The 19571-nt window shown below is 73.6% G+C and carries 22 protein-coding genes; 4 read left to right on the top strand and 18 right to left on the bottom strand.

The window, feature by feature from the left end; all coding sequences use genetic code 11:
• Window positions 1-36: 36 nt before the first annotated feature.
• A complete protein-coding gene (locus AMK25_RS19870; RefSeq protein WP_073829826.1) occupies window positions 37-777 on the top strand; it encodes a hypothetical protein in 741 nt (246 codons plus the stop codon).
• A 39-nt stretch (window positions 778-816) separates the two neighbouring features.
• Complete coding sequence (locus AMK25_RS19865; protein ID WP_073830048.1) at window positions 817-1461, top strand: alpha/beta fold hydrolase; 645 nt, start codon at window positions 817-819, stop codon at window positions 1459-1461.
• Between the two features lie 120 nt (window positions 1462-1581).
• On the opposite strand, the gene AMK25_RS19860 is transcribed toward AMK25_RS19865, so the two are convergent.
• Window positions 1582-2349, bottom strand: a complete 768-nt coding sequence (locus tag AMK25_RS19860) for a class I SAM-dependent methyltransferase (RefSeq protein WP_073830047.1) — start codon at window positions 2347-2349, stop codon at window positions 1582-1584.
• Between the two features lie 51 nt (window positions 2350-2400).
• Between AMK25_RS19860 and AMK25_RS19855 the strand changes: the two genes are divergently transcribed.
• Window positions 2401-3039: a class I SAM-dependent DNA methyltransferase gene (locus AMK25_RS19855; RefSeq protein WP_073829825.1), complete on the top strand. Its 639-nt coding sequence runs from the start codon at window positions 2401-2403 to the stop codon at window positions 3037-3039.
• Window positions 3040-3045: 6 nt separating this feature from the next.
• Here the strand turns inward: AMK25_RS19855 and AMK25_RS19850 are convergent, their stop codons facing one another.
• The 12 genes from AMK25_RS19850 to trxA all read right to left on the bottom strand — a co-directional run bounded on the left by AMK25_RS19850 (window position 3046) and on the right by trxA (window position 12789).
• Window positions 3046-3816 (bottom strand): maleylpyruvate isomerase N-terminal domain-containing protein, encoded by a 771-nt coding sequence (locus tag AMK25_RS19850; RefSeq protein ID WP_073829824.1) that lies wholly within the window; start codon window positions 3814-3816, stop codon window positions 3046-3048.
• The gene (locus tag AMK25_RS19845) at window positions 3813-4367 is read right to left on the bottom strand and encodes an AAA family ATPase (RefSeq protein ID WP_073829823.1); all 555 of its coding nucleotides are present in this window, start codon (window positions 4365-4367) and stop codon (window positions 3813-3815) included. The genes AMK25_RS19850 and AMK25_RS19845 overlap by 4 nt, the downstream gene beginning before the upstream one ends.
• A 15-nt stretch (window positions 4368-4382) precedes the next feature.
• Window positions 4383-5474, bottom strand: a complete 1092-nt coding sequence (locus tag AMK25_RS19840; protein WP_073830045.1) for a winged helix DNA-binding domain-containing protein — start codon at window positions 5472-5474, stop codon at window positions 4383-4385.
• A gap of 154 nt (window positions 5475-5628) precedes the next feature.
• On the bottom strand, window positions 5629-7308 hold the full coding sequence (locus tag AMK25_RS19835) for a long-chain-fatty-acid--CoA ligase (protein WP_073829822.1): 1680 nt from the start codon (window positions 7306-7308) through the stop codon (window positions 5629-5631).
• A gap of 100 nt (window positions 7309-7408) precedes the next feature.
• Window positions 7409-7588 (bottom strand): hypothetical protein, encoded by a 180-nt coding sequence (locus AMK25_RS19830; protein WP_073829821.1) that lies wholly within the window; start codon window positions 7586-7588, stop codon window positions 7409-7411.
• A gap of 72 nt (window positions 7589-7660) precedes the next feature.
• Window positions 7661-8371 (bottom strand): spermidine synthase, encoded by a 711-nt coding sequence (locus AMK25_RS19825; RefSeq protein WP_073829820.1) that lies wholly within the window; start codon window positions 8369-8371, stop codon window positions 7661-7663.
• Between the two features lie 81 nt (window positions 8372-8452).
• On the bottom strand, window positions 8453-9061 hold the full coding sequence (locus AMK25_RS19820; protein WP_073829819.1) for a class I SAM-dependent methyltransferase: 609 nt from the start codon (window positions 9059-9061) through the stop codon (window positions 8453-8455).
• Window positions 9000-9896, bottom strand: coding sequence for a sulfite exporter TauE/SafE family protein (locus AMK25_RS19815; protein WP_073829818.1), 897 nt, complete (start codon window positions 9894-9896; stop codon window positions 9000-9002). The genes AMK25_RS19820 and AMK25_RS19815 overlap by 62 nt, the downstream gene beginning before the upstream one ends.
• On the bottom strand, window positions 9893-10477 hold the full coding sequence (locus AMK25_RS19810) for a rhodanese-like domain-containing protein (RefSeq protein ID WP_073829817.1): 585 nt from the start codon (window positions 10475-10477) through the stop codon (window positions 9893-9895). The genes AMK25_RS19815 and AMK25_RS19810 overlap by 4 nt, the downstream gene beginning before the upstream one ends.
• Window positions 10478-10560: 83 nt before the next feature.
• Entirely contained in the window at window positions 10561-11958 is a 1398-nt protein-coding gene (locus AMK25_RS19805) for an MBL fold metallo-hydrolase (protein ID WP_073829816.1), read from the bottom strand.
• Window positions 11959-12110: 152 nt separating this feature from the next.
• On the bottom strand, window positions 12111-12380 hold the full coding sequence (locus tag AMK25_RS19800) for a metal-sensitive transcriptional regulator (RefSeq protein WP_013285930.1): 270 nt from the start codon (window positions 12378-12380) through the stop codon (window positions 12111-12113).
• A gap of 55 nt (window positions 12381-12435) precedes the next feature.
• Window positions 12436-12789, bottom strand: a complete 354-nt coding sequence (gene trxA / locus AMK25_RS19795) for a thioredoxin (protein WP_073830044.1) — start codon at window positions 12787-12789, stop codon at window positions 12436-12438.
• Between the two features lie 832 nt (window positions 12790-13621).
• On the opposite strand from trxA, the gene eccB reads away from it, so the two are divergent.
• Complete coding sequence (eccB, locus tag AMK25_RS19790) at window positions 13622-15004, top strand: type VII secretion protein EccB (RefSeq protein WP_073829815.1); 1383 nt, start codon at window positions 13622-13624, stop codon at window positions 15002-15004.
• A gap of 43 nt (window positions 15005-15047) precedes the next feature.
• On the opposite strand, the gene AMK25_RS19785 is transcribed toward eccB, so the two are convergent.
• The 5 genes from AMK25_RS19785 to AMK25_RS19765 are packed head-to-tail and all read right to left on the bottom strand — an operon-like array spanning window position 15048 to window position 19524.
• Entirely contained in the window at window positions 15048-15653 is a 606-nt protein-coding gene (locus AMK25_RS19785; RefSeq protein WP_073829814.1) for a class I SAM-dependent methyltransferase, read from the bottom strand.
• A 32-nt stretch (window positions 15654-15685) separates the two neighbouring features.
• A complete protein-coding gene (locus AMK25_RS19780; protein ID WP_073829813.1) occupies window positions 15686-16288 on the bottom strand; it encodes a phosphatase PAP2 family protein in 603 nt (200 codons plus the stop codon).
• Between the two features lie 22 nt (window positions 16289-16310).
• Window positions 16311-17177: a carbohydrate ABC transporter permease gene (locus AMK25_RS19775; protein ID WP_073829812.1), complete on the bottom strand. Its 867-nt coding sequence runs from the start codon at window positions 17175-17177 to the stop codon at window positions 16311-16313.
• Window positions 17177-18136: a carbohydrate ABC transporter permease gene (locus AMK25_RS19770; RefSeq protein WP_073829811.1), complete on the bottom strand. Its 960-nt coding sequence runs from the start codon at window positions 18134-18136 to the stop codon at window positions 17177-17179. Before AMK25_RS19770 ends, AMK25_RS19775 begins: the two co-directional genes overlap by 1 nt.
• Window positions 18133-19524 carry an ABC transporter substrate-binding protein gene (locus AMK25_RS19765; RefSeq protein WP_073829810.1) on the bottom strand — a complete coding sequence of 464 codons (1392 nt, stop codon included), beginning with the start codon at window positions 19522-19524 and terminating at the stop codon, window positions 18133-18135. Before AMK25_RS19765 ends, AMK25_RS19770 begins: the two co-directional genes overlap by 4 nt.
• Window positions 19525-19571 lie beyond the last annotated feature (47 nt).

Here is a 19571-nt window from a genome sequence, read left to right as displayed (position 1 = left end):
GCAGCGGCCCGCCACGCGAGCGGAGATCATCATCTGGTGTCCGACACCGCCGCGCACACATTGGCTGTTCCGCCGTTGTTCGCCGCCCTCGCTCCGGCACGCGACGTCCTGATCGCCGGCGCCGGTGGCGGCTTCGACGTCTACGCCGGCCTGCCGCTGGCGCTCGCGCTGTGGCAGGCCGGCAAGCGGGTGCACCTGGCCAGCCTCTCCTTCTCGGAGCTGGAACTGCTCGACCGGCAGGTGTGGGTGGACGAGCACGTCGCGGCGATCCGGCCGGAGACCCTCAGCCCCGACTGGTACTTCCCGGAGGGGATCCTGGCCCGCTGGCTGGCGGGCCGGGACCTTCCGTCGACCGTGTACGGCGTCAACCACGTCGAGGTGCTGAAGAACCTGGCCGCGCTCGACCGGGAGGGCGGCTACCTCGGCGCGCTGTCCATTCCGGGCTCCAGCCGTGAGGCGATGCTCTACCGCGAGGCGGTGGCGCAGGCCCAGGCCGCCACCCCGCACCGGCCGAGCATCGTCCAGGGGCAGATCGCCGCTGCCACCGGTGGCGCGTGCGGAGACGTACGGTTCAGCCGGCGCACCGGCCACGGCGACCTGTTCGTCAACCCCCTCATGGCGATCTACTTCTCCGTGGACCTGCCCCGGCTCGCCGCCCGCTGCCTCTACCTCGACCGGGTCGAGAACACGATCGGGCGGCGTCAGGTCATCACCCGCATCGAGGCGTTCCGCGACGAGCTGCGGGCCACCCGGGTCCCCCGGGCGTATCCGCACTGACGGCCACGGCATGTCGTACCGATGTGGGAGGGTCCGGGCATGACGACGTTCGTGCTCATCCACGGTGGCGGGGGCAGCGCGTGGGACTGGCATCTGCTGGTTCCCGAGCTGGCCGCGCGGGGTCACGACGCGGTGGCGCCGGAGCTGCCGATCGGGGACCGGTCGGCGGGGTTCGCCGACTTCCGCCAGGCGGTGATCGACGCTGCCGGCGACCGCGACGACCTCGTGGTGGTCGGGCACTCGTACGGCGCGTTCACCGCGCCGCTGGTCGCCGACCGGCTGCCGGTGCGCCTGCTGGTCCTGCTCACCCCGATGATCCCGCGGCCCGGTGAGAAGCCGGGGGACTGGTGGGGCAACACCGGCTACCGCGAGCCGGACGGGCTCAGCGAGGAGCAGCAGTTCTACAACGGCGTGCCGGCCGAGATCGTCGCCGAGGCGCCGGCGCACGGCCGGGAACAGGTCAGCGCGGAGTGGGACGAGCCGTGGCCGCTCGCCGCCTGGCCGGACGTGCCGACGAGGGTGCTGATCGGTCGCGACGACCGGTTCTTCCCCGCCGACTTCCAACGCCGGGTGGCCGCCGACCGGCTCGGCATGGTGCCGGACGAGATCGACGGTGGCCACGCGGTGGCGCTCAGTCGTCCGGGTCCGCTCGCCGACCGGCTGACCGCCTACCTGGCGCCCTGACCCCGCGCTCGTCGCGTCCCTCCGCTCGGCCACCGACGTTCCGCCGCCCGATCCCGGGACCGCCGGGCCGGGCCCGACCTCGCCGGCCGGGCGGGCCCGGCGGCCCTCCTGGGCCGGTGATCAGGGTTGTGACGTCCGCCGGGCCAGGTGGACGGTGACGTCGGCGGTGACCTCGACCGCGTCGGGCAGGACGTCCCGTACGCGACGGAACACCTGCTCGCGTACGGGCGGCGGCAGTTCGAGATAGGCCGAGACGGTCGACAGGAGACCGACGTAGTCGCCCGCGCTCATCGTGATCCGCCGCTCGATCTCCGACTGGCGCACGTCGGTGAACCACTCGGACGCGCGCAGCTCGGTGCCGGGCCACTGCATGCCAGCCGACGGCGGCGTCCCGTCCGGCGACGGGATCTCGTCGTCGGCGAGGTACTCGGCGCGGGCGGCGGCGACCGCGTCGCGCAGGGCCGGGTCGGCCAGCCGCAGCGGCCCGCCGAACGAGGCGAACACGCCACCGGGCGTCAGCAGCGCGGCCACCCGCTCCCATCGTCGGTGCGGGGCCGTCCAGTGCAGCGCTGCCGCCGCGTACACCAGGTCGTGGCGCTCGTCGGCGGGCAACTCCTCGAACGCGGCCTGCCGGACCCGCACGTCGGCGGGCACGTGCCGGCGCAGTTCGGCGAGCATCGCCGGGTCCGGGTCGGTTGCGGTGACCGCGACGCCGCGACGCGCGAACAGCCGGGTGGCCTTGCCTGTCCCGGCGCCGATCTCCAGCGCGGTCCGGACGGGCCTGCCCGCGTACGCCAGCACCAGGTCGGCCAGTTCCTCCGGGTAGCCGGGTCGGAACCGCTCGTACGCCTGCGCGGCCGCTCCGAAGCTCAACGCACGACCCGGCATGCCGGCCATCCTCCCACGGTCGTCCGTTCCTTCGCGGCTATCGTGCGCGCTGTGGGCGAACCCGGCTGGCTGGACGACACCCGTACCTCCTACGACACAGTGGCATCCAGTTACGCCGACCTGCTGCGCGACGCCCTGGCTAACGAGCCGTTCCAGCGCGGCATCCTCGCGCTCTTCGCCGAGCTGGTCCGGGCGCGGGGGAGCGGGCCGGTCGCGGACGTCGGCTGCGGACCGGGCCGGATCACCCGGCATCTCCACGATCTGGGCTTGAGCGCGTTCGGCATCGACCTGTCGCCGGCGATGATCGACCTGGCGCGGCGCGACCACCCGGGCCTCCGCTTCGAGGTGGGCTCGATGACCCGTCTCGACCTCAACGACGAGTGCCTGACCGGGTTGCTCGCCTGGTTCTCCCTCATCCACGTCCCGGACGACGAGGTGCCCGCCGTCCTCGCCGGATTCCACCGGGTGCTGCGGCCCGGCGGCGTCGTGCTGCTCGGATTCCACGCCGGTGACGGCAGCCGGCTCAAGACACAGGGGTACGGCGGGCACCCGATGCGCGTCCACGTGCACCGCCGTCCACCGGGGCGGGTCGCGGCCTGGCTGACCGACGCCGGTTTCACCGTCGAGGGCGAGATGACGCATCATCCCGCGCCGGACGTCGAGGGCGGATTCGTCTTCGCCCACCGGTGACGTCGGCTATGCGTCCGGGTCCCACGCCGCGATCCGGTCCAGTACGCGCCGGTCGCCCTCGATGCTGAGCGCGTCCAGCGGGATCCGGCCGTAGAAGGCCAGGACCAGGTCACCGGCGGTGGAACGGGCGGCGGTGTCGGCCGGGCCGGCATCGGCTCCGGCGGGCAGGCGGGTGACCTGTACGCCGTCGGGGGAGAGCCGCACGCGCCACCATCCGCCCTCGGTGAGGTGGTAGTCGAGGACGGCGGGCTCGTACGGCCACGGCACAGTGGTCGCGCAGCAGGTGAACAGGAAGTCCTCCACGCCGTCGAGGGCCACCTCGACCGGCAGCGGCTGCGGCGCGCCCACTGTGAGCTGGGCGTCGTAGGTGTGCACCGCGATCTCCTGGAGCTGGTGCCGGGCGACGGCGCCGCAGTTCTGCGGCGACTGCGACGTGTCCCACCACGTCCAGCAGCCACGATCGGGTCCGGCGTCGCGCAGCACGGCCAGCAGTTGCTCGGTGGACTCGGCCAGCCAGTCCCGCAGCGCCGTACGCTCCCGTGGCGCGCCCGGACCGCCGGGTGCGGCCCGCCCGGACGCCTCGGGACCGGCGGCGACGGTGGCCGCCCAGGAGCGGCGTCCCTCGCCGATGTGCCGGGCCAGGTCGAACAGCGTCCACCCGGGACAGGTCGGCACCGGCGCGTCGAGGTCCGGCGCGGCGGCGACCGCGTCCCGGAACGCGGCCGACCGGTCGTCGATCAGCCGCAGCCGATCGGAAAACGTCAGGGGTTCGGTCACCCCGGCTGTCTACCACCGTGCCCGGAGGCCGGACAGCGAGTTTCGGCGCGCACGTGCGCGGCGACGGCGTCGGCGACCTGCTCGGGCGGGGCGGAGGCGTCGATCAGACGGGCGTCGGTCACCGACGCGAACGTGGCGAGCGCCCGCTCGACGTGGTCGTGCCGCCAGCCGCGTGCGCCGGCCTCGACCTGGTCGGCGTCGATGCGCTCGCGCAACCGGTCCTCGGGGAGCGTGAGAACCACCTCGCGGACGTCGACGTCCGCGGCACGGATGCCGCCGAGGATCTCCGCGCGGTACGCCGGATCGAGCAGGCTCATCGGCACGATCCAGACGCCCCCGTGGTGCCGGTCCAGGCCGGTGACGGTCTGCACGACGAGGTGACGCCACAGCGGCAGGTCCTGGAAGTCGCCGGTCGGCGGGGTGACGAACGCGGTGAGCATCGAGCCGAGGAACTCGGGGTCGAACAGCCTCGCATCCGGTAGCGCGCCCGTGAGCAGGCGCGCCGTGGTCGTCTTGCCGACACCGAACGCGCCGTTGAGCCAGACAATCACGCGATCATGATGCCATCACGTGGCGAAGTCGACCCCGGCCAGCGACACACCCCGGTACGCGGCGAGGCGCTCGGCCTCCGCGACCACCGCGTCGCGGGTGCTGCCGGTGAGCTTGCGCCACGGCTGGACAGCGACGGTGAACGTCCGGCCGGACTTGCGGGGACGCCAGGCGCCGGCCAGTTCACCGTCGGCGAGCACCGCTCCGGGGCGGCCCAGCACCGGCCACAGTTCCTTGGCGCGGGCCGCGTCCGGCACCAGCGTCGCCCGGTCCTTCGCCTGGAGGAACAGGTCGAACGGGCCGAGCAGGCGGGTCGTCGTGGCGTCCGCCGACGCCAGCGCCGCCTCGTCGGCGGCGAGCAGCCAGCGCGTCTCACCGTCGACGCTCACCTCGACCGCGTCGCGCGGCCAGCGGGCCTTGACCTCCTTGACCGGGGCGTCGAGGTAGTCGGCGACGTGCTTCGGGGTGGCCGGGCCGAGCAGCCGCAGGTAGGCGCGGATGAGATCGAACCGGTCGCCGGGCGTGGCTGCCGGACGGAAGGCGCGGATGCGTTCCAGCACCGGCGGTGACGTGTCGAGCCGCAGCTCCAGCCCGGCGCGTACGGCGGCCAGCCGGAACGGCATCTCGTAGAGGTGGGTCGCGTCGCAGGGACGGCAATGCCGCAGGTAGGGCTCGGGCATCAGCTCGGCGAGCCGCCCGGAGACCTCGCCCTTGACCGTCGGCTCGCGGACGATCTCCCGCATCCGCGTGGCCACCTCGTCCAGAGCGGCGAGGATGCCGATGCCGGCCGCCTTCAACGGCTTCGCCGCGTCGTAGATGCGCTTGCCCGCGTCGGCGTCGGAGAACGGCTCGACGGCGGCGGCCACCGCTCCCACGTCGGCGCGTCGGTAGAGGTGCGGGGCGCCGCGTACGGTCCAGAGCATGACCACGTCGTCGCCGGTCAACGGGCCCACGTCGACCCCGCGCGTCGCCAGCGCCCACCGGCCGCCGTCGGGCCCGGTGTCCTGCACGCCGATGTCGAGCACCGCGGTGTCGGCGAGCGAGCCGTGCGCCCGGTCGAGATGCTGAGCGCGCACGCGGAAGGCCATGACCTGACGCCTGTCGACCATCGCCACAGCGTAGGCGGCGGCACCGACACTTCCGGCGCAGCGCGGCCCGTTCGCCACGGTGGGACCAGCCGTCGGTGGAACGCTGTGGGTGTCTCCGGCCGCGTTTGACACCCATGGCGTTCCAGTCGTCGCCCGTGGGCGAGGGGACGGGGCGTCAGCTCCCGGCGAGCAGCCGTTCGCGGACCTCGCGGCGCAGGATCTTGCCGATCTGGGAGTACGGCAGCTCGTCGACGATCACGACCCGGCGCGGCACCTTGTAACCGGCCAGGCGGGTGCGGCACGACGTCCGGATCGCCTCCGGGTCGCCGGCCACCGCCGGGTCGACCACCACCGCGGCGACGACCTCCTCGCCGTCGTCGGTGGGCATCCCCACGGCGGCGGCCTCGCGTACGCCCGGGACGCGGCGCAGCGCCTCCTCCACCTCGGACGGGTAGACGTTGAAGCCGCCCGTGATGATCAGCTCCTTGATCCGGTCCACCACGGTGACGAAGCCGTCAGCGTCCATGGTGACGATGTCGCCGGTGCGCATCCAGCCGCCCGGCAGCAGCACCTTGGCCGTCTCCTCCGGCCGGTGCCAGTAGCCGGAGAACACCTGCGGGCCGCGGACCAGCAGCTCACCGGCCTCGCCCGGGGCGCGGTCGCGGCTCGGGTCCTCCGGGTCGACGATACGTACGTCGGTGGAGGGGAACGGCACGCCGACGGTGCCGGGCCGGCGGGTCGGCGCGACCGGGTTGCCGACGGTGATCGGGGACGTCTCGGTCATCCCGTACCCCTCGACCAGCAGGCCGCCGGTCACCTGTTCCCACAGCTCCACGGTGGCCGGTGGCAGCGACATCGCGCCGGAGATCGCGTACCGGATGGAGGTGAGGTCGACGCCGCGTTCGCGGGCGGCGGTGGCGAGCTTCGCGTAGACCGGCGGCACCGCGGGCAGGAACGTCGGCGGGCGGCGGCGGACCGCGTCGAGCACCTGGTCGGCGTCGAAGCGGGGGAACAGCACCAGCGTGGCCCCGATGCTCACGGCGAAGGTCAGGCAGAGCGTCAGCCCGTAGGCGTGGAACAGCGGCAGCACCGCGTACACGGTCTCCTCGCCGTCGCGCAGGCCGGGCACCCAGGCCCGGCCCTGCGCGGCGTTGGCGCGCAGGTTGCGGTGGGTCAGCACCGCGCCCTTGGGCTCGCCGGTGGTGCCGCCGGTGTACTGGAGCAGCGCGACGTCGCCTGCCTCCGGCGCGGGATGCCCGGCGGGCAGCGGCCCGGCCGCGGCGACCAGGTCCGACCAGGCCAGGGTGCCGGGCGCGGGGGCGGTCATCGCGGCGCGGGCGGCGCGGACCTTCGGCAGCGGCGCCCGCAGCGCCCACCGCTTGAGCCGCGGCAGCGCCGCGGTCAGGTCGACCGCCACCACGGTACGCACGGCGCCGCGTCCCGCCACCAGCGGCGCGACCTTGTCCCACGCGATCGCGACGCCTGCGCCGTGGTCGGTGAGCTGACGGTCCAGCTCGTCGGCGGTGTAGAGCGGGTTGTGCTCGACCACGACCGCGCCGAGGCGCAGCACGGCGTAGAAGGCGACCACGTGCTGCGGGCAGTTCGGCAGCACCAGCGCCACCCGGTCGCCCGGGCCGACGCCGAGGCCGCGCAACGCCTCGGCGGCGCGGGCCACCTGCTCGGCCAGCTCGGTGAACGTGGTGGTGGCACCGTAGAAGTCGAGCGCGACCCGGGGGCCGAACCGTCCGGCCGCCTCGGTGAGCAGGTCGACGAGGGAGCCGTCCGGCTCGGTGATCTCGGCCGGTACCCCCGGCGCGTAGCTACGGGTCCAGGGTCGCTGGGCGGTCGCGTCCATCGCCGTTACTCCTCGTCGCGCGGATGACGACCCCAGCCTAACGTGACCGGGCGGTAACCTACGCTGACGTAGGTTGCCGGGTAGGTCACACCTGCGCAGGTCAGCGTCGGCGTGTCGAATGCTGGTGCACCACCCGCCGGCCCTTCACGATGCCGACGATGATCACCGCGGCGAGCGCGATCACGCCGATGATCACGAGCCAGCGGACCGCCTCCAGCAGCAGCCCGAGCAGGATGATCACACCGGCGACCACGCCGACCACCCAGAGCAACGCGCGCATGTCCCAGCCTCCCGTCGTACGGTCGGCCGTCCGCTTTCCCACTGGTCGTGCGGCCATGCGCCGCCGGGCCGGTCAGTGCCGGGCCACGTACACGGTGTTCGCCGCCTCCCGGCCCTGCAACGGGTTCGGGAACCGGACGACGTGTGCCACCGAGGTCGGGAACACAGCGGTGAGCGTGCGCTGGAACGCCGTGTCCGGCGGGTCGTTCGACCAGAGCGCGAAGACCCCGTCCGGGTGCAGCAGCGCGGCCAGCCGGCGCAGCCCGTCGACGGTGTAGAACGCGGCGTGGCTCGGGTGCAGCACCTGGCGGGGGGAGTGGTCCACGTCCAGCAGCACCGCGTGGAAGCGGCGGCCCGGCTCGTCCGGGTCGAAACCGCCGTCGGCGACCGCGGCGAAGAAATCCGCCCGGACCAACCGGGTACGCGGATCGGTGGCCAGGCCTGCGGTGAACGGCAGCAGGTCCCGCCGGTGCCAGTCGATCACGTCCTCGATCGCCTCGACCACCAGCAGCGAGCGCACCCGGGGATCCTCCAGCGCGGTACGCGCCGTGTAGCCGAGGCCCAGCCCGCCGACCACCACATCCAGCTCCGTGCCGGTGAGCGGGGCCAGCCCGAGCCGGGCCAGTTCGATCTCCGCCACCGGGAAGGCGCTGGACATGAGGTACTCGTCGTCGAGCTTCACCTCGTACACCTCGGAGCCCAGCGCCGGGTCGCGCCGCCGCCGCAGGCTGATCTCGCCGATCGGCGTCTCCCGCCAGGCCAGTTCCTCGAAGCGCGCGCCCACCCGGTGTCCTCTCCGCCGATCCGTCCCCGGATGCTACCGGCCGGTCCCGGCCCGGCCCGGCGAAACCCCGGCGCGCGGCGCTCAGTCGGCGGGGCGGGTGGCCACCACGACCGTGTCCAGCGCGTCGACGGCGCCGCCGTCGCTCGTCGGGACCGGCCGGCGGGTGGTCTCGGCCCGCTGGACCCGCAGCCCGGCCAGCCCGTCGACCACCGCCTCGGGCGTGAGCAGCACGGCGGGGTCCTGCGGGCCGCCGGTGCCACCGGTGAGGTTGGCCAGGTCGTGCCCGACCACCACGAGCGTGCCGCCGGGACGCAGCGCCGACTTCGCCGCGGCGAGCACGCCGGCGAACTCGGCGGCGGGCAGGTGCAGGTAGCTGATCAGCACCAGGTCGTAACTGTTCGGCACCGGCCGGTACGCGGTCACGTCCGCAACCCGCCAGTCGACGGTCACGCCCCGCGCGGCGGCCAGCTCCCGCCCCCGGTCGACGGCCACCGCGGAGAAGTCCACCGCGTTGACCCGCCAGCCCTGACCGGCCAGCCAGACCGCGTTGCGCCCCTCGCCGGCGGCGATGTCCAACGCCGACCCGGGAGTCAGCCCGGCGACCGACTCGACCACGAAACGGTTGGGCTCAGCGCTCCACACCAGTCCGGGCGTGTCGGCGTACCGGCTGTCCCAGGTGCTGCTGTCCACTGTGTCCCCTTCCTCGGCGGCCCCACACCGCCATGGTGACCGTACCGGCCACGGCAACCGCTCCCACGGCGAGTCCCCACACCGGCGGCAACTGCTGCGCGAGCACGAACACGCCCATCACCACGACGAACCAGCCGAACCCGCGGCGCAGCAGATCGGCCGGGATCCGCCCGGCGAGCCGGCCACCGAGCAGGCTGCCGACGACCGCGGCGGCCGTGACCGCGCCGGCCAGCCCCCAGTGGATCTGCACGCTGGACAGGTAGCCGGCCAGGCCGGCGAACGACTTCATCGCGATGACGACCAGCGAGGTGCCGACCGCGACCGGCATCGGCAACCCACCCAGCAGGGCCAGAGCCGGTACGACCAGGAAGCCGCCGCCCGCGCCGACCAGGCCGGTGACCAGGCCGACGACCACGCCGTCTCCGACCACCCGCAGCATCGGCAGCTCGTGCGGCTTCGGGCGGCGCCCGGCGGACCGGCGGCCCCGGAGCATCGCGACCGCGGTGGCCAGCATCATCAGGGCGAACCCGGTGAGCAGGACGCCCGCCGGGACGAACTCGGCCAGCCGGCCGCCCGCGTACGCGCCGGTCATGCCGGCCACGCCGAAGACGAGCCCGGTACGCCAGCGGACCCGGTTCGCCCAGGCGTGCGGCAGCACGCCCACCGCGCTGGTCACGCCGACGACGAGCAGCGAGGTGGCGATGGCCTCCTTCGCGGGCAGGTCGGCGACGTAGACCAGCAGCGGCACGGCGAGGATCGACCCTCCGCCGCCCAGCAGGCCCAGCGTCACGCCGATCAGCACCGCGCCGGCCAGCGTCAGCGCGAGAGTGGTCACCTGCGGCCCCCGTCGCGCAACTGCCCGACGATCGTGTCGAGGTCGCAGCTCGCGCCACGGTTGTACGGCAGCTTGCTCAGCAGCATGCCCATGGCGCAGGTGTTGGTGAGCGCGGCGAACGTGAGGCCCGCGCCGATGAACGCGGCGACCCACTTCAGGCCGGGCACGAACACCGAGCCGAGCACGGCGGCGAGCACGATCGCGCCGGCGACGAGGCGCACCTGGCGCTCCAGGTCCCAGCGGGCCCGGCCCTGGTTGACCTGCGCGCCGGTGGCCTGCCAGGCCAGCATGCCGCCGTCGAGCACCTTGAGGTTGGGCAGGCCGACGGCGCCGAGCGCCTGGCCGGCCTGACCGGCCCGGGCGCCGGAGCGGCACACGAGCACCACGTCCTCGTCCAGGTGGCTGCGCAGCTCGGCGCGGTGCTCGCGGAGCAGGTCCAGCGGCACGTTGTACGCGCCGGGGATGTGCGCCGCCTCGAACTCGCCGGGCGTCCGCACGTCCAGCACCCGGGGCGGACGGCCGGCGGCGATCAGCTCACGCAGGGTGGCCGCGTCGATGGTGGTGGGGGTGGTCGTGGTCATGCTCTGTCTCCTTGGGCTGTTTTCGGGCAGGGTCCGGCGCCGGCCGGCGTGTCGGCACGCCGGCCGGGCGTCGGGGGAGAGGGTCAGGCGGCGGGCGCCATCCGTACGCCGGCCTCCGCGGCCCGGGCGTACGCGTCGTCGATCAGCACCACGTCGCGGCCGGCGTTGGCGAGCAGGGACGCGGCGGCGGTGGCCCGGTAGCCGGAGCCGCAGTGCACCCAGATCGTCCCGGCGGGGATGTCGGCGAGCCGCTTCGGCACGTCCGGCAGCGGCACGTGCACCGCGCCGTCGATGTGCCCGGCCTTCCACTCGTTCGTCATCCGCACGTCGAGGACGACCTGCGGCTCGGGCAGCCCGGCCGGGGACTTCCCGGCCTGCGCGGCGGCGAGCGCGCCGAAGTCGGCCACGGCCATCTCGCGCAGCTGCGCCGGGTCGCCGGCCCACTGCTCGGGTTCGCCGGTGGCCTGGGCGGCCGGGCGGTCGATGCCGATGCGGACCAGTTCCCGCTGGGCGTCGGCGACCTGCTCCGGGGTCTGCGCCAGGAACGTCACCGGCACGCCCCAGTCGATCAGCCAGCCGAGCCACGTCGACATCGGCCCGTCGAGGCCGAGGCTGACGGTGCCGGCCAGGTGCGAGGTCGCGTACGCCTTGCGGTGGCGCAGGTCGACCACCCACTCGCCGGCGGCGATGCGACGGCGCAGCTCGTCGGCGTCGGCGCGGGCCACCGGCGTGAGGTCGACCGGGGCGGGCCCGGCCGCGTTCGCCACGCCCATGTGGGCGTAGTACGCCGGGTAGGCGTCCAGACCGGCCAGCGTCTCGGTGACGAACCGGTCGGCGGCCAGCCGCAGCACCGGGTTGGCCTCCTTCTCCCGGCCGATCGTCGACTCGGGGGCGTCGGCCTGGCTGGCCGAGCAGAAGCTGCCGAAGCCGTGCGTGGGCCACACCTGCGCGCCGTCGGGCAGCAGGTCGGCGAGCTTGCGGGCCGAGGCGTGCTGGTGGTGCGCCAGTTCGTGCGCGTACTGCTGGCCGAGCAGGTCGGTACGGCCGGTGGTGCCGAACAGCAGTGACCCGCCGGTGAACACGCCGGCCGGAGTCCAGCCGCCGTCGCGCTCGTCGAGCACGTACGACAGGTGGTGGAACGTGTGGCCCGGCGTGCCGAGCACCCGCAGCCGCATCGTGTCCGAGACCGGCACGGTGTCGCCGTCGGAGGCCGGCGTGCGGTCGAACTCGACGGTGTCGGCGGCGGCCACCAGGTACTGCGCGCCGGTGATCCGGGCCAGCTCCAGGCCGCCGGAGACGTAGTCGTTGTGGATGTGCGTCTCCACCACGTGGGTGATCCGTACGCCCTTGGCGCCGGCCAGGTACAGGACGCGGTCGATGTCGCGCTGCGGGTCGACCACGATCGCCACCCGGCCGTCGGAGGCCAGGTAGCTGCGGTCGCCGAGCGAGGAGGTCGCGATGACGGACACGTCGAGAGTCATGCCGTTTCCTCTCTTTGCCTATATACCCCGGGGGGTATGTGAGGGACAGTCTGCGGCCCGGGTCCTCCGGGCAGTGGTTTACCCACCCGCGCCGTGGTCACACGGCGCGGGTGGGACTCAGCTCGTCAGGCGGGCACCGTCAGGGGGCGCCGTCAGGCGAGGGACAGGAAGAGCTTCTCCAGCTCCTCCTCGGTCATCTCCGGCTCCTCGCCGGCCTGGCGGGCGGCGTCGCAGTAGCGCATGCCGGAGGCGATGATCTTGAAGCCGGCCCGGTCGATGGCCTTCGAGACCGCGGCGAGCTGGGTCAGCGCGGCGCGGCAGTCCTCGCCGTTCTCCATCATCTCGATGACGGCGTTGAGCTGCCCCCGGGCTCGCTTGAGCCGGGTCAGCGCCTCGCCGGTCATCTCGGGTCGAAGATTCACGTCCCACCTCCTGTGCTCGAAGATACCCCAGGGGGTACCCCGGTCGCCACCCCGATCAGACGCCGGCCTGAGCCCGGACCTCGTTCATGTCGAGGTCACGCACGGCCCGGATCAGCTCCTCCAGCCCGGCCGTCGGCAGAGCGCCCGGCTGGGCGAACACCAGCACGCCGTCCCGGAACGCCATCAGTGTCGGGATCGACCGGATCTGGGCCGCGGCCGCGAGCGCCGGCTCCGCCTCGGTGTCGACCTTGCCGAAGACGATGTCCGGATGCTGCTCGGCGGCCTTCTCGTAGACCGGCGCGAACGCCCGGCAGGGGCCGCACCAGCCGGCCCAGAAGTCGACCAGGACGATGCCGTCCCGGTTGACGGTCTCCGCGAAGTCGGCGGTGGTCAACGCCACGCTGGCCATCAGTACCTCCGTTGGTTCGGGTTCCGGCATGTGTAACACACCCCCGGGGGTATCCATTCCGGGAGGGTGCTCCGGTCGCCTTGATCGACCCCACCTCGGGGAGGTGGTGAGGTCCGGGCCGATGTGATGCGGCCACCTCGGGGAGGTGGCGAGGGTGGGTTCCGTGCCCCTGCCTTGATCGGCTCCACTTCGGGGAGGTGGTTGGGTCCGGGCCGCTGTGATGCGGTCACCTCGGGGAGGTGGCGGGCGAGTGCATCGGCGTGGCGAACGCGCTGTCCTGGTGGGGCAGGGTTCCTGTGGAGGAGCTGCACAGGGCTCGGGCCTTGGCTGGCCTGGATCGCCTGGTCGACCGAAGCCGGGGCTGGGCTGTGTGCCGTGGCGTGATCGACTCCAGTTCGGCGAGGTGGTGTGGTCCGGGCGGGTGTGATGCAGCCACTTCGGCGTACTTGCGCTGGGGCCTGGGGTGGGCGTGCTTTGTTCCGGTGCTCGGGCGAATTGGGGCGGATGGGCGTCCGTGTGCGCCCGCGGCGTGATCGGCTCCAGTTCGGGGAGGTGGTCGGGTCCGGCCGGGTGTGATGCAGCCACTTCGGCGTGCTTGCGCCGGGGCCCAGCGCGGGCGCGCCCGTGCCGGTGCTCGGGCGGGCGCACACCCTGTGGCTTGATCGACTCCAGATCGGGGAGGTGGTCGGGTCCGGGTGGGTGGGATGCAGCCACTTCGGCGTACTGGCGGAACGGGGCGACAACCAAGGGCCGGTGAGGGACACGCAGGGTCGCCGGCGCATCGACGGAGCGCTTATCCTGTGCGCCGACCATCCCGGCGGGAAGGGACCCGATGGCGTCGCGGCAGGACCAGCTGCACTCGTACCAGTTCACCGTCCAGCGGGCGGTCGCCGCGCTCGTCATGCGGGAGACCGACCCGCCGCAGTCCCCGTTCCGCCGGCTGGCCGGCGCCGGTCTGGCCAGCGTCCTGGTCGCCGCGATCGCGCTCGGCGGCGTCGCCCTCTACGGCCTGTTCACCGGCGGCGGTGACTCGTGGCGCGAGACCGGCGCGGTGATCGTGGAGAAGGAGTCGGGCGCGCGGTTCGTCTACCGCGACGAGAAGCTGCACCCGGTGCTCAACTACGCCTCCGCGCTGCTGATCATCGGGGCGGAGCAGCCGAAGACGGTGCTGGTCAGCCGCCGCGCCATCGAGGGGGTGCCGCGCGGCCTGCCGCTGGGCATCGCCGACGCGCCGGACTCGCTGCCCGCGCCGAATCGGCTGGTCCGCGACGCGTGGACGCTCTGCTCCATGGAGGGGGACGAGAGCGGGCGCGGCGAGGCCCGGTCGGTGCTGCTGATCGGGCGGGAGGCCACCGGCGGCCGGGCGCTCGGCGACCAGGGCCTGCTGGCACGCCACCCGGACGGCGGCCTGCACCTGGTCTGGCGCGACCGGCGCTACCTGCTGCGCGACACCGACCGGGTGCTGGCCGCGCTGGCGGCCACCCGGGAACGGGCGGTGCCGGTCGCGGCGGCGCTGCTCAACTCGCTGCCGGCCGGCGCCGACCTGGCCCCGCCGCCGGTCGGCGACCTCGGTGAGCCGTCCGAGCGGGTCACCGGCGCGAGCGTGGGTGACGTCTACCTGGTGCGCAACTCCGGTGGCGGACGGCAGTACGCGGTGGCCCAGCGCGGCGGGCTGGCCGGCATCACCGAGTTGCAGGCGGCGCTGCTGCTGGCCCGCACCGGCCAGGGGGAGCCGGAACCGATCACGCTCGGCCGGTTCGCCGCGCTGCCGAAGCTGCCCGGTCTGGTGCCCGGCGGGCCGACCGCGCCGCCCGCGGTACCGCCCCGGCTGGCCGCCGCCGAGGGCGGTGCGCTCTGCGCGCGGGCCGGTGACGACACCGGGGTACGCGAGATCCGCGTCGGCGTCACCGCGCCGGACCTCGCCGCCGCCACGCGGACGCCCGCCGGCCGGGCCGGGCTCGCCGACGAGGTGGTGGTGGAGCCGGGACGCGGCGCGCTCGTGGAGGCGGTGTCCGCGCCGGGCGCTACCGGCGGCGCGGTCTGCGTGGTCACCGACCTGGGACGGCGGTACGCGCTGACCGGCGCGGAGGTGGCCGGCATGCTCGGGTACGCGGGCGTGCGCCCGGCGCGGCTGCCGGCGGGCCTGGTGGACCTGCTGCCGGCGGGTAGCCCGCTCGACCCGGAGGCCGCCCGCACTGTCGCCGCACCAGCCTGACCGCCAGGAGCACGGGCGCAGGCCGGGCGGGAAGAGGAGCGGGTCAGTCGGCGGGGCGGCGCAGCACGCTCACCGCGAAGTCGGCGTCGTCGCGCCAGGGACGCAGGTCCCAGGTGGCGAAGCGGTGCTCGGGGCGCAGCCCGGCGGCGATCGCGTCGGCGTCCAGGTCGGCCACCGGGTAACCGCGGTCGGTGGCGAAACCGACCACGACCAGGCCGTCCGGGCGCACGTGCGCGGCGACGCGGCCCAGCACGTCGCGTTCGGTGCCGGGGGCGACGAAGACCATCACGTTGCCGGCGAGCACCGCGGCGTCGAACGGCTCGGGCTCGCCCTGGGCGGGCAGGTCCAGCTCGGCCAGGTCGGCGACCAGGAAGCGGGGACCGGGGTGGTCGGCGCGGGCCGCCTCGACGAGTGTCGGGTCGGCGTCCACGCCCACGGCGTCGTGCCCGCGCGCGGCGAGCGCGGCGGCGACCCGGCCGGTGCCGCAGCCGGCGTCCAGCACGCGCGCGCCGGGCGGTACGAGCGCGTCCAGGAGCCGCGCCTCACCGGCCAGGTCGGCGCCCTCGGCGGCGAGCTGGCGGAAGCGGTCCACGTACCACTGGGAGTGGCCGGGCTTCGTGTCGGTCACCCAGCGGGTCGGCTTGCCCATGAGGCCACCGTAGCTGATCTTGTGGCGGCGGGTCAGGCGAGCGCCAGGAACGTGCCGGCGGCGAGCGGCCCGCCCAGCGCGACGCCGGCGAGCACCTGCGGCCAGGTGTGGTCGCCCAGCCGTACCCGGGACCAGCCGACGGCCGCGACGAGTGCCCAGCCGACGTTCGCGGCCGGGCCGGCCAGCGGCACCAGCACGGCGACGGTGGCGGCGGCCACCGCCGCGTGGATGCTGAGCTTCCACCAGTGGTTCACCAGCGCGCACGCCGCGCCGACCACGAAGACCACGACGATGACGGCGAACAGTTCGGCGGGTGCGCGTACCGCCGCCAGCAGCAGCAACCCGGCTGCCACCGAGGCGAGCCCGATCGACAGCGGCCGGGCCCGCTGGGTGCGGTCGCCGACGTGCCGGTCGGTGAGCCGCCCCCGGCGTACGCCGTGCACGAGCACGCCGATCGGGATGACGGCGCAGAACAGCAACGCGATGCCGCCCCAGAGCAGGAACTGGCCCGCCGAGCGGCTGACCCGGGCGGCGGCGATCAGCGGCAGCGCCGTGACCAGGACGGTCGGGGCGAGCGCCTCGGTGAGCAGCCGGGCCGCCCGCGCACCGGCCCGCTCGTCCCGTGATACTCGCACCCGATCATCCTGGCACGGACGCTCAGCCCTTCTCGGCTCCGCTGGTGAGTCCCTCGGTCAACAGCCGCTCTCCGGCGAAGAAGAGCACCACGATCGGCAGCGTGAGGATGACCGAGCCGGCCATCAGCACGGTCTTGGGCACCTCGACGCCGTCGGCGAGCAGCGACAGCCCCAGCGACACGGTCCACCGGTCGGGCCGGTCCACCAGGAACAGCAGCGCGAACAGGTACTCGTTCCAGGCGATCATGAAGTCGTACAGCGCGACAGCCATCACCGACGGGGCGGCCAGCGGCAGGCTGACCCGGCGGATGATGCCCAGGCGTCCCGCGCCGTCGATCGCCGCCGACTCCTCCAGGCTGACCGGGATGGTCTCGAAGTAGTTCTTCAGCATGTAGACCGAGACGGGCAGCGTCTGCGAGATGTAGACGAGCACCAGCCCGGTCAGCGACCCGCGCAACCCGGCCCGGGTGAAGACCATGAACAGCGGGATCGCGATGACTATCGACGGGAACAGGTAGACCGCCAGGAACAGCGCGCTGACCTGCCGGCGGCCGAAGAACCGCAGGCGGGACACCGCGTACGCGCCGGGAATGGCGATCACCAGGGTGAGCGCGGTGGCGGCGAGCGCCACCAGGCCGCTGTTGCGGATGAACGTGAGGAAGCCCTGGCCGCCGTCGGAGACGGACTTGAGGACCTCGGCGTACGTGGCGACGGTCAGCTCGCCGAACGGCACCCAGAGCGAGCCGGGTTCGAGCAGCAGGCGTTCGATCGGGCGTACCGAGAGCACCAGCATGTACCAGAACGGCAGCAGCGTGACCACCAGGAAGCCGGCGATCACCAGCCGGCGCAGCCATCGCAGGCTGACCGTCTCGATCCGGTCCCGGTCCATCACGCCTCCCGTCGCGCGCCGAAGAAGCGCAGGTAGATCGCCACGAACACGAGCAGCACCACGGCGAGCACGACGGCCTGGGCGGCGGCCGCGCCGATGTCGGTACGGGCGGTGAGGAACTGGTAGACGCGGACGCTCACCACCTCGGTGCCGGCCGAGCCGCCGGTGAGCAGGTAGACGTCGTCGAACTTGTTGAACGTCATGATGAAGCGCAGCACGCCGATCAGCGCGATCACCGGCATGAGCTGCGGCAACAGGATGTGCCGGAACCGCTGCGTGGGTGTGGCGCCGTCGACCCGGGCGGCCTCCTCCAGCTCACCGGGCACCGCCTGGAGCCGCGCGAGCAGGAACAGGAACGCGAACGGGAAGTAGCGCCACGCCTCGAACGCGATCACCGTCCACAGCGCGGTGGACTCCTGGGACAGGAACGGCACCGGCTGATCCCAGCCGAGGAAGCGCTTGCCCCAGTCGTTGACGATGCCGAGCTGCGGGTCGAGCATCACCTGCCAGACGAACGTTATGGCGACCACCGGCGCCACGTACGGCAGCAGCATCGACGCGCGTACCAGGGTGCGGCCCCGGAACGGCCCGCGGACGGCCAGCGCCGCCACCAGGCCGACCAGTATCGAGCCGGCGGTGCCGCCGACGCTGTAGAGCACTGTGGTCCAGAGCGTGTCGGCGAATCCGGGGGTGTGCAGGACCCGGTCGATGTTGTCCAGCGTCAGCTCGCCGAACAGGCCGGTCTTGCGCAGTGTCGCCAGGCGTACCCGCTGGAAGGCCAGCACCACGGTCCAGACGATGGGTATGCCGATCACCGCGAGCACGACGAGCAGGGTCGGGGCGACCAGCGCGAGCCCGGCGCGGGACTCGCGGCGGCGCAGCGTCAGCGGTCGGCGGCCGGGTCGGCGGGGTCGCTCCGGTGCGGGGGAGCGGCCGGCCTCCGGCGCGGTGGTGGTCAATTGACGCCCTTGGCTATCGCCTCGACGTCCTTGCGGGCGCGTTCGGCGGCGGCGCGGGCGTCGGACTTGCCGCCGACGACGTCGGCGAGCGCCTTGGGCACTGGTAGTTCACCCAGGATGGCGCCGACCAGCTTGCCCTGGTTCTCGGTCAGGCCCCACCGCTGGAACGTGTCGGGGCTGCGCCGCAGCGTGGCGAGCACGTCCTCGCCGTAGACCTCGGACAGCGGCTTCTTGGTGTCCACCCCGGCAGGGCTGGTGTTCCAGGCGGTGCGGAACTTCTGCTTGTCCTCCGGCGTGCCGGTGCGCACCGGGAAGCGCCCCTCGGGGGACATGCCGAACCAGCGGGGGTAGCCGTCGGAGAGCATGTACTCCACGAACGACTTCGCCGGGTCGGCCGCGCCGTCGAGCACCGACCAGGAGCTGACCTCGCCGTACTGGGCCGGTTCGGTGCCGTTCGGGCCCTTGATCGCGGTGACGAAGCCGCTGTTCTTGGCGAGCCACGCCGGGTCGGACTGGCACTGCGGGCAGGTGGGACGGGCATCGGCGCGCAGGCCGGCCAGCTCGTCGAGGATGAACGGCGACCAGATCAGCATGGCCGCCTTGCCGGCGAAGTAGGTGGCGCGGGTGGTGTCGACGTCCTGGGCGCCCTTGACCGAGTTGTTCCGCATCAGGTCGCCGTAGAAGCGGAACGCCTCGACGCACTCGGGGGAGTCGAGGGTGATCTTGCCGGAGTCGTCGGTGAGGCGGCAGTTGTTCGCCAGCGCCAGGTGTTCGAACGTCTGCTGGGTGAACACGTCGCCGGGGGCGGTCGCCGCGGTGATGCCGGCGACACCGCCGGTGTTCAGCTTCGCCGCCGCGGCGGCGATCTTCTCGTACGTGTCGGGCACGGGCAGGCCGGCGGCGGCGAACAGGTCCTTGCGGTAGACGAGCAGCTGGCCCCACCCGTCGCTGGGTACGGCGAGCTGCTTGCCGCCGTCGCTGGTGAGTTCCAGCGCGCGGGGCGTGAACGTGTCCTTGCCGAGGCGGTCGACGACCGTGCCGTTGGCGTCGGCGTCGACCAGTTCGTTGGCGGACAGCGTGCGCACCCCGGCCAGGGAGACCGAGCCGACCACGTCGGGCAGGTCGCCGGCGGCGGCGCTGGAGGCGATCAGGGACGGGAACTGGTCCTCGTTGACGGTGACCAGGTTGACCTTGACGCCGGTCTTCGCGGTGTAGTCGGCGATGATCGCCTTGGTGGCGGCGACCCGGTCCGCCACGTCTTCCAGGCTCCAGACGGTGATCCGGGAACTGTCGGATTTCTGCCCGTCGTCGCTGCATGCGGCCACGCCGGTCCCGGCCAGTGCCAGGATCAGGCCTAGTGCGAGCCGCCGTGTTGAGGGTGATGACATCGGTGGCACTCCTCTCGAAAGAGTACGGCTTGCCGCTAATACCCATC

The organism is Micromonospora sp. TSRI0369 (assembly GCF_001905625.1).
Lineage (GTDB): Bacteria > Actinomycetota > Actinomycetes > Mycobacteriales > Micromonosporaceae > Micromonospora > Micromonospora echinospora_A.
The sequence above is the reverse complement of the archived record's forward strand: the minus strand, read 5'-3'. Positions and strand labels throughout refer to the sequence as shown.